This window comes from Dactylosporangium sp. NPDC049742 (assembly GCF_040674675.1).
Taxonomy (GTDB): Bacteria; Actinomycetota; Actinomycetes; order Mycobacteriales; family Micromonosporaceae; genus Dactylosporangium; species Dactylosporangium maewongense.
The window spans coordinates 21,318-30,684 of sequence record NZ_JBFANF010000092.1; the positions used below are offsets into that span (position 1 = coordinate 21,318).

Annotated in this window: 6 protein-coding genes; 3 read left to right on the plus strand and 3 right to left on the minus strand. The window is 74.5% G+C overall.

Annotation, left to right across the window (positions count from 1 at the left end):
* Window positions 1-40 precede the first annotated feature (40 nt).
* Window positions 41-3,802: a DUF4132 domain-containing protein gene (locus AB0J72_RS53930; protein ID WP_363415431.1), complete on the plus strand. Its 3,762-nt coding sequence runs from the start codon at window positions 41-43 to the stop codon at window positions 3,800-3,802.
* Window positions 3,803-3,915: 113 nt separating this feature from the next.
* On the plus strand, window positions 3,916-4,974 hold the full coding sequence (locus AB0J72_RS53935) for a Gfo/Idh/MocA family oxidoreductase (protein WP_363415434.1): 1,059 nt from the start codon (window positions 3,916-3,918) through the stop codon (window positions 4,972-4,974).
* Between the two features lie 270 nt (window positions 4,975-5,244).
* Here AB0J72_RS53935 and AB0J72_RS53940 read toward each other — a convergent pair whose 3' ends face one another.
* From AB0J72_RS53940 to AB0J72_RS53950, 3 genes are all read right to left on the minus strand, one after another.
* Window positions 5,245-6,009: a phosphatase PAP2 family protein gene (locus AB0J72_RS53940; RefSeq protein ID WP_363415437.1), complete on the minus strand. Its 765-nt coding sequence runs from the start codon at window positions 6,007-6,009 to the stop codon at window positions 5,245-5,247.
* Window positions 6,010-6,039: 30 nt separating this feature from the next.
* On the minus strand, window positions 6,040-6,462 hold the full coding sequence (locus tag AB0J72_RS53945) for a DUF3592 domain-containing protein (protein ID WP_363415440.1): 423 nt from the start codon (window positions 6,460-6,462) through the stop codon (window positions 6,040-6,042).
* 77 nt (window positions 6,463-6,539) lie between these two features.
* The gene (locus AB0J72_RS53950) at window positions 6,540-7,205 is read right to left on the minus strand and encodes a macro domain-containing protein (RefSeq protein WP_363415443.1); all 666 of its coding nucleotides are present in this window, start codon (window positions 7,203-7,205) and stop codon (window positions 6,540-6,542) included.
* Window positions 7,206-7,349: 144 nt separating this feature from the next.
* On the opposite strand from AB0J72_RS53950, the gene AB0J72_RS53955 reads away from it, so the two are divergent.
* Window positions 7,350-8,906, plus strand: a complete 1,557-nt coding sequence (locus AB0J72_RS53955) for an ADP-ribosyltransferase domain-containing protein (protein WP_363415446.1) — start codon at window positions 7,350-7,352, stop codon at window positions 8,904-8,906.
* Window positions 8,907-9,367: the final 461 nt, after the last annotated feature.

Sequence of the window (9,367 nt, forward strand, 5' to 3'; positions counted from 1 at the left end):
TGGTGACGGCGTCGGGGGGTGCTTGATGATGGTTCGCCGGTTGCTTGATGACGCGTTGCCCGCGGTGCTCGGGCACGTCGAGACGCCTCCGGAGATCGCCGCCGCTCCCGCGTCCTCGCCGCTCGGGCTCGCGGTCGCCGTCGCCGTGCTGGCGCGGCGGCTCGACCGGTTTCCCGAGTCCGAGTTCGACGCGCTCGTAGATACCTGGGTGGCGGCCCACGGGGTCCGGCACGTGGCGCGGGCGGTGGCCGAGCTCGCCGGCCTCTACGCCGGCGCCGGCCGCACGGGCGCGACGGCGTTCGTCACCTGGTCCACACCCACCGGCCCGCGCCAGGCGTTCCTCCGCGACGCCTGGGCACGGTTCGCCCTGCGACTGCGGCCCCACCTTCCCGAGCCACTCACGACCACCTCCGCGACGATGGTGTCGGGCGCGGCTGGGTCTTCGGCGGTGGCGCCAGGCGCGGCCGTGGCGGAGGCGGAGGTGTCGGGCGCAGCCCTCTCCGCAACGGTGGTGTCGGACGCGGCAGGGTCGGGCGTGGCTGCGTCTGCGGCGGTGGTGTCGGGCGTGGCAGGGTCGGGCGTGGCTGTGTCTGCGGCGGTGGTGTCGGGCGTGGCCGGGTCGGGCGTGGCTGTGTCTGCGGCGGTGGTGTCGGGCGTGGCCGGGTCGGGCGTGGCTGGGTCTTCGGACGTCGGGCCGGGCGCGGCCGTGGCTGCGGCGGTGGTGGAGGATCTCGCCGCGCTGCGGTCCGATCCGCGGCCGCTGCGGCGGTTGACGGCCTCACTGCTCGCGCCGGCGGTGACGGCCTGGGTCGACGAGGACTGCGCGACCTTCGCCGCCGCCGGCGACGAGACGATGTGCCGGCTGCTGCTGCCGTCGGTCCGCAGCCTCGACCAGCTCGACGTGCTCCTGCGGGTCGTCGCGCCGCACTGGCTGTTCTGGGACGAGCCGACGATCTCCGGCCTGGCCGCGGCGATCGGCCCCGCCATCGAGCCGCACCTCACGCACTGGCTGCGCACCGAGCCGCTGACCGCCGACGCCGTCGCGTGGACGGCGGGGATTCTCGCCACGTTCCCGACCGACTCCGCGTTCGACGCCCTGGTCTCGCGCTCCGCCGAGCGCCGGGTGCGTCCGGCCCTCGCCAAGGCGATCCACCGCTTCCCCGACCTGGCCCTGCGCCGCCTCGCCGAGGCCACCGCCACGCCGACGATCGGCGTGCTGCTCGCCGCGCACGTCCGCGCCGACCCCGCCCGCGCCGCCCGCCTGCTGCCGGCCCTCAGCCCGCCCGCCGCCGCCCGCGTGGGGGCGATGCTGCGCGTCGAGTCCGCGCCGCCGGCCGCCGTCCCGCCGATCCTGGCCACCCCACCCTGGACCACCACCGCGCCGGCCGCCCCCATCGTCCCCGGCCTGGTCTGCCCCGACCCTCCGGCCGTCCCCGGCGGCGGCCCCTGGGCCGCGGCGAGCGCCGACGCGCTGCTGGACCGGGCCGGGCCCGACGTCGCGGGATGGATGGCAGGCTGGTTCGCCCGCTCGACGCAGACCCGGCCCGTCGCCGAGCAGTGGCTGCGCCGCCACCCGGCCGAGGCCGCGTCCGCGCTGATCCCACCGGCGCTGGCCCGCCCCGGCACGGCCCGCCGCGACGCGTCCGCCGCCCTGCGGTTCCTCGTCCGAAGTGGACACACCGCCACCGTCCTCGCCGCCGCCGACCGCTACGGCCCAGCCGCCCTCGCCGGCGTCCAGGCCCTGCTCACCACCGACCCGCTGCACCTGCTCCCCGCCCGCATCCCCACCACCCCCGCCTGGGCCGACGCACTGCTCCTGCCCGCCCTCCGAGTCCGCTCCACCCAGCCCCCCGCCCCGCCCCACCCCGCCGATGCGGCGCTGCCCGTCGATTCGGCTCGGCCCGCTGATGCGGCCCTGCCAGCCGACGCGGTTCTGCCCGCCGGCCCGGCATGGCCCGCCGACTCGGTCTTGCCTGCCAGCTCGGCACGACCTGTCGGCGCGGTGCTGCCTGCCGTCGCGGTCCCGCCTGCCAGCTCGGCACGGTCTGTCGGCGCGGTGCTGCCTGCCAGCTCGGCACGACCTGTCGACGCGGTGCTGCCTGCCGTCGCGGTCCTGCCTGCCAGCTCGGCACGGTCTGTCGACGCGGTTCTGCCCGCCGACCCGGCACGGCCCGACAGCTCGGTCCCACCAGTCGGCCCGGCGCCGCCCGTCGGCGCGGTTCTGCCTGCCGACGCGACCCGGCACTTCGTGACGATGCTGGCCATGTCGACCCTCGACGACCCGTACGCGGGGGTTGCCGTCGTCCGGCAGGTCTGCGACCCGGGGAGCCTGGCCGAGTTCGGCTGGTCGCTCTATCAGGCCTGGCGCGCCGCGGGTGGCCCCGCATCGCAGCGGTGGGCGTTCACGGCGCTCGGGCTCATCGGCGACGACTCGACGGCGGCGCGGCTGGCCCCGCTCGCGCTCGCCTGGCCCGCCGCGGGCGAGCTGGCCAACGCCCGGGTCGCCGTCGACATCCTCGCCACCCTGAGCACCGCTGCCGTCGCTCCCTCAACCCCCGACCTCAACTCTCCGACGCCTGGCCTGCCGGCGGCTGACCCGCCGAGCCTTGCCGGTCCGCCGCCGGGAGTCGGGTCGCTCGGCGCGCTGCGGCAGCTGGTTCGCATCGCGGGGAGCGCCCGCGGCAAGCTGAAGGAGCACGCCGTCCGCCGGGCCGCCGAGGCCGCGGCCACCGTCGGGCTCGGTGCGGAGGAGCTCGCGGACCGCCTCGTGCCCGACCTCGACCTCCCCGCCGACGGCGCCCTGATCCTCGACTACGGGCCCCGGCGCTTCAGCGTCCGCCTCGACGAACAACTCCGCCCGTACGTCCTCGAAGATCCCGCCCACCACCGCGGCGACCCGAGCCGTGTGGAGCCGCGCCGCCGGGAGCTGCCGAAGCCCGGGGCGAAGGACGACCCGGTGCTGGCACAGGAGGCGTACGCCCGGTTCGCCGAGTTGCGCAGGGAAGCCCGCACCATCGCTGCCGAGCAGACCCGCCGCCTCGAAGTTGCCATGGTCGATCAGCGGCGCTGGTCTGCCGCGGGCTTCCGCGACAGCATCGTCGCCCACCCGGTGCTGCGTGAGCTCGCCCGCCGCCTCGTCTGGGCGACGTTCGCCGGTGACGGCCCGGGCGGGGCGTTCCTTGCCGCGTTCCGTGTCGCGGAGGACCTCACGTTCGCCGACGTCGGCGACGAGCCCTTCGCTCTTGCCGCTGACGCCGTGGTGGGGATCGTGCACCCGGTCACCCTGGGGGAAGGTCTCGGTGCCTGGGTGCGGTTGTTCGCCGACTACGAGATCGTTCAGCCGTTCGTTCAGCTGGGCCGCGCCGTACACCAGCCGGCCGCCGCAACAAGCGCCGGCAGCGCGGTCCGTCCCGGGGAGGACCTTGCCGCGCGGCTCGGTGTGGACGGGCGGACGACCGATGCGCGGCGGCTGTATGTCCTCGACCGGCGTGGCTGGGTCCGCGCGCAGGCGGGTGACGGCGGGCGCATCCGGTCAATGACGCGGCGGGTGCCAGGCGGCTGGTTGGTAGTGGTCGATCTGGAACCTGGCGTGTTCGTCGGCCGGTCCGACGGCAGCGGCGAGCAGACCGTGACGGTCCGTGTCGAGCATGACCATCCCGGAGGGCGGCGGCCGCAGGACGGGGGCGTCGCGCCCGCCGGGACCGCTGCCGGCGTGGCCTGCGCCGCGTGCGTGGCACCTGTGGGGCTTGACGCCGTCACGTACTCGGAGATCGCCCGCGACCTGCAGGACCTCGTGACATGACCGCAGACCCGCGACCGCCGCGGCCGGGTGTCGTGCAGGTGGGCCGCGCTCCGCTCAGGGCTCGGGCAGGGATCTCCGCATGGGCCGCGGCGGGGTAGGGGAGACTTCAGGGCATGAGCGACACCACCTTGCGCGTCGTGCTGGTCGGGTACGGCACGGCCGGCGCGGCGTTCCACGCACCACTGATCAGCACGACGCCCGGGCTCGCCCTGAGCGCGATCGTCACCGCCAACCCCGAGCGCCGCCGCGCCGCGGCCGAGGCGTACCCCGGAGCGACGCTGCTGGCGGCGGCCGAGGAGCTGTGGGCGGCGGCCGGCGAGCTCGACGTGGTGGTGGTCGCCTCGCCGAACCGGACCCACGCGCCGCTGGCCCGGGCGGCGCTGGAGGCGGGGCTGCCCGTCGTGGTCGACAAGCCGCTGACCGCGACCGCCGCGGAGGGCGAGGCGCTGGTGCGGCTGGCGGCCGAGCGGGGGCTGCTGCTCAGCGTGTACCAGAACCGGCGCTGGGACGGGGACTTCCTCACGGCCCGGCGGCTGGTGGAGTCGGGGGCGCTCGGCAGGGTGCTGCGGTTCGAGTCGAGGTTCGAGCGGTGGCGGCCGGTGCCGAAGGGCGGCTGGCGGGAGAGCGCCGACCCCGCCGAGGCCGGTGGGCTCCTGTACGACCTCGGCAGCCACCTCGTCGACCAGGCGCTGCAGCTGCTGGGCCCGGCGACCGAGGTGTACGCGGAGGTCCACACCCGCCGCGCCGGCGTCGAGGTCGACGACGACGTGTTCGTGGCGCTGCGGCACGAGGGCGACGCCCGGTCGCACCTGTGGATGAGCGCGCTCGCCGCTTCGCCGGGGCCGCGGCTGCGGGTGCTGGGCGACCGCGGGGCGTACACGAAACACGGCATGGACGTGCAGGAGGACGCGTTGCGGGCGGGCCGCCTGCCGACGGAACCCGGCTGGGGCGAGGACGACCCCGCCCGCCACGGCGTGCTCACCGTCGACGGGCAGGACCGGCCGGTGGCGACCGAGCCGGGCGCGTACCAGCGCTTCTACGAGGGCCTCGTCGCTGCGCTTCGCGAGGGTGCGCCGCCGCCGGTCGACCCCGCCGGCTCGATCGCGACGCTCGCCGTGCTGGAGGCCGCCCGCCGCTCGGCCGACGACCGCCAGGTGGTGAAGCTCGCCTGACCCGCCCTCAGCACCGTTTCGCCGTGGCGGCCCGCGCACCGGTCCGCGGCCGCCACGGAGAGCCGGGTCGGTTGGCGGACACGGTCCGCGGCCGCCACGGAGAGGGGTCGGCTGAAGGGCGCGGTCCGCAGATGCCACCGGGAGCCGGATCGGTTGGCGGACACGGTCCGCGGCCGCCGCGGAAAGCAGGGTCGGTTGAAGGTGCGGTCCGCGGACGCCACCGGGAGCCGGTCGGTTGAAGGGTGCGGTCCGCGGCGGCGCCGGTGGGCGTCAGGTCGCGGCGGGGTCCGCCGGTCCCGGCCGGAGGGGTCGCGGGGGTGCCGCCGTCGTGAGCGGGCCGGTGGTGGACTCGCGCTGGCGGGGCACGGCGGAGCGGCCGCCCGGGTTCCAGGGCACGGTCTTGTCGAGGATGCCGCGGGCCATGATGTACAGGCAGGCCCCACCGTTGACGAACGACGCGACGACGTCACTCGGGTGGTGCATCCCGCGGTACATCCGCGTCAACGCCACACCGAGCGGGATGGCGACCAGCGCCCACGCGGCGGCCCGGGTGACGGGGCGGGTGGCGGCGCGGGCCAGCAGGAACGCCAGTCCACAGTAGAGCGCGACGGCGGCGGACGTGTGCCCCGACGGGAAGCTCGACGTGGGCAGCGAGCCGTCCATGCGCTCCACCGCCGGCCGCTGCCGGTGGATCGCGAGGGTCGTGAACAGGAACACCGCCGCCTGGGCGCTCACGGCCGCGCACAGGAACAGCGGCTCGCGCCAGCGGCGCAGGAGGAGGACGAGGACGGTCGCGGCGACCGCTGTGGCAGCGATGATGGCCGGTGTACTGGCGATGGTGCTGAACACGAGGGAGACGTCCGTGCGCGGGCCGGTGCGCTCCGCCGCCAGGGCACGGTTGACGCCGTCCTCGACGGTCAGCGGCCACACGCCGGGTAGCGCTCGCGTCACGAGGAGTCCGAGGCCGACGAGGAGCCCGTACAGGAGCAGCACCGGCAACAGGAGACGGACGGCGACGAGTGACGCGAGGCGCATGCCGGTGCTGGTACCCGTCGATGCTGCCCGCTACTCGCTGAGCATGACGACCAGGCCGATCAGGCCGGCGATGGCGGCGGCGGTACCGCCGATGGCGCTGAGCATGTTCAGGCCCTTGCCAGTGCCGAGGTTCGCCTCGAGCTTCGCGACGTGCGGGGCCTTGGGGTCGTAGAGGACGGCGACCGGCGTGCCGGGCCGGAAACGGGGCGGGTTCGCCCCGACGGGGTCCGTCGCGCGCATCGGGCGGCCTTCGCGGGTGTGGTACTGGAAGACGGGCATCCCCAGCTGGACCCCGGCGGCGGTGGGGACGAAATCCCAGCTGACGTCGACGACGACGCCGGGCACGCGGACCGCGCGGGCCAGGAACCGCCGGTCGCTGCCCGAGGAGCGGACCCCCTTGACGAGGTGCACCACCCCGATGAGCAGCATCACCACGAACCCCACCATCAACATGTGCGACCATCCTCGACCCGGGCCACGCTCGACGATGGCAGCGTGACCCGGGCCGCGTGCAGTTCTCGTGCAGGCGCCTACCGGCGCTGCGGCGGGGTGATCCGGACCCGCTCCTGCTCCGGGCGGCGCTCGATGTCGTCCAGCTGGGCGCTGACCGTGGTGCGCAGCTCGTCGTAGTCGTCGAACGAGTAGTCGCCGAACAGCGTGTAGCCGGCCCACATCAGGTTGGCGCACACCTGCGGCGGCACCTTGCCCGTGGCCGCGCCCATGCCGACGAGCGCGACCGACGTGATGCTGCCGGGCTCGGCCGCGTTCTGCATGTGGATCGCCTGGAACGCCGCCGCGCACGCGAGGGCCACGTTGAGCGTCTCGCGGACGTTCTGCACCGACTGCGTCATCGTCGGGGTGGAGATGAGGAACCTGGGGGTGGCGGCGCCGGACGGGACACACACCGCGCTGCCGATCGGCAACGTGCCGGCGAACCCGTCGTGGATGGCCCGCTGCACCCGCAGCTGGATGCCGGCGCCGAGGTGCCGTTTGACGACTGCGTCGACGCCGCCGTCCATCCGGCCCTGCGAGTTGGTCGGGCTGACCCAGGCGTCGACCCGCTGGTTGAGGATCGAGCCCTTGACGATCTCGACCTCGGGATTGTCCTGGAACGCCGACCGCCAGGCCTGCACGACCTTGGCGTTGACGTCGCAGAGGACCACCTTGAGCTGCGTGTTGGTGGTGCTTTCGGGCATGGCTCGCTCCGATCGGACTTCGGCTGTGGCTTCGGTTCCGCCGGACCGTACCGGGTGCGCTTCGGCGGAAAAAATGTCAGAGGTCGGTGTTAGTCTCCGGGCGTTTTCGGGGCCTGGCCCCATCGACGGCGACCTGGGGGCATCATGAGCGACGACGAGTTGGGCCTTGCCGAGCTGTTCAGCGGCGGCGGCGAGCCGTGGCTGCCGCTGCTGAAGCCCGTCATCGAGGCGCAGCCGGCCGCGGCCTCGTTCATCGGCCCGGGCCGCAGCCCGAAGGTCGTGCCCGTGCGGGAGCTGACGTTCCAGGCGTTGAAGCCCAACCCTCCGCACAAGTGGAAGGTCGTCGTCTTCGGGCAGAACCCGTACCCACGGCCGGAGAGCGCCACCGGCATCGCCATGTTCGACAACACGTTCCACGACTGGGACGACAGCCAGTTCGGCAAGGTCATCTCCATCCGCTGCATCATCAAGGCCGCGGCGATGTGGAAGCACGGCATCCCGAAGAAGACCCCGATCGCCGACATCCGCAAGCTGCTGCGCGAGCACGACACCGTGCAGCCGCCCGAGTGGTTCCAGGCGATGCTCACCCAGGGCGTCCTGCTGCTCAACGCGTCCCTGACCGCGAGCAGCGACGGCGCGATGGCCACCGACCAGCACACCGCGTTCTGGCGGCCCGTCGTCGAGCGGCTCGTCGAGGAGATCCTCAAGGCCAAGCAGGACGCCGACGAGCCCGACCGCAGCGTCGTCTTCGCCTGGTGGGGCGCGCACGCCCGCAGCCTGAAGAGCGTCGTGCAGCGCCTCGAGAAGCGCTACCCGGGCGTGCGGGTCCGCCACATCGACCACGCCAACCCGGCCGCCCAGGGCGACATCTTCTGCGACGGCGAGCACTTCGGCACCGTCAACGCGGCGCTCGACGACCTCGGCGCCGACGAGATCGACTGGCTGCCGAGCAAGGGGTGGAATGCGTCGGCCGCCGCCGCCGACCGCATGGGCGCCTTCATCGCGTCCACAATGGAGCTGCACCAGCTCTACCTGGAGCGCCTCGCCAGCGTCAAGGACGAGGGCCTCGCCCTCCCCGCCATCACCGGCGTCTTCGACACGCCGCTCATGGACTTCCGCGAGGCGATCGCCCCCGCCGCGAAGGTCCTCGCCGGCCTCGACTGGCACGTCGAGCAGTCGCACCAGTTCGGCACGTCCCGCGCCGACACCGACGGCCTGTCCGCCGCCGAGGTCGCCGCCCTCTACCTGTACACCTGCGAGTCCGCCTTCTACCGGCAGATCAACGCGAGCCTGCGCAGCCCCGACCGCTCCCGTGTCGTGCCCTACCTGCCGTATCTGCGCCTGCTGTTCTCCGCCGTCTCCCGCCTGCCCGCCCGCACCGAGCCCCTGTGGCGCGGCGTGTCGATGGACCTGCGCGCGCAGTACCCGGCCGGTCAGACCGTCACCTGGTGGGGCGTCTCCTCGTGTACCTCGAAGCTCAGCATCGCCGAGTCGTTCCTGGGCCGCCGCGGCAAACGCACCCTCTTCGAGGTCCACCCCACCCGTGCCGTCGGCATCCGCCGGTTCTCCGCCTTCACCGGCGAGGAGGAGTTCATCCTGACCCCGGGCACCCAACTGCAGGTGACCGACGTGCACGCGGACCGCGGCGGCCTGTGCACCATCCGCCTGACCGAACTCCCCGACCAGCACCAGGTCAGCTGACCCCGGACCTCCCGACCGACGCGGCCTGTGCGACGCGGCCTGTGCGGTGTGCGGCCTAGGCCCCCGCGGCCTGGGCCGCGCGGCGTTGAGTGGTCCGGCGCGGCTTCGGCGGCGTGGTCCCGGCGGCGCGGTCCTGAGCGGTGCGGCTTGGGCGGTGTGGCTTGGGGCAGCGCGGCTTGAGTGGCGCGGTCCTGAGCGGTGTCGTCTGGCGGCGTGGCTTGAGCAGTGCGGTCTGGGCGGTGCGGCCTGAGCGGCGTGGCATTGGCGGCGCGGTCCGGCTTGGGCGGTGCGGCTTGGGGCAGCGCGGCTTGAGCGGTGCGGCGCGGCTTGAGCGGCGCGGTCTGGGCGGTGCGGCTTGGTGGCGTGGCTTGAGCGGTGCGGCGCGGCTTGAGCGGCGCGGTCTGGGCGGTGCGGCTTGGTGGCGTGGCTTGAGCGGTGCGGCGCGGCTTGAGCGGCGCGGT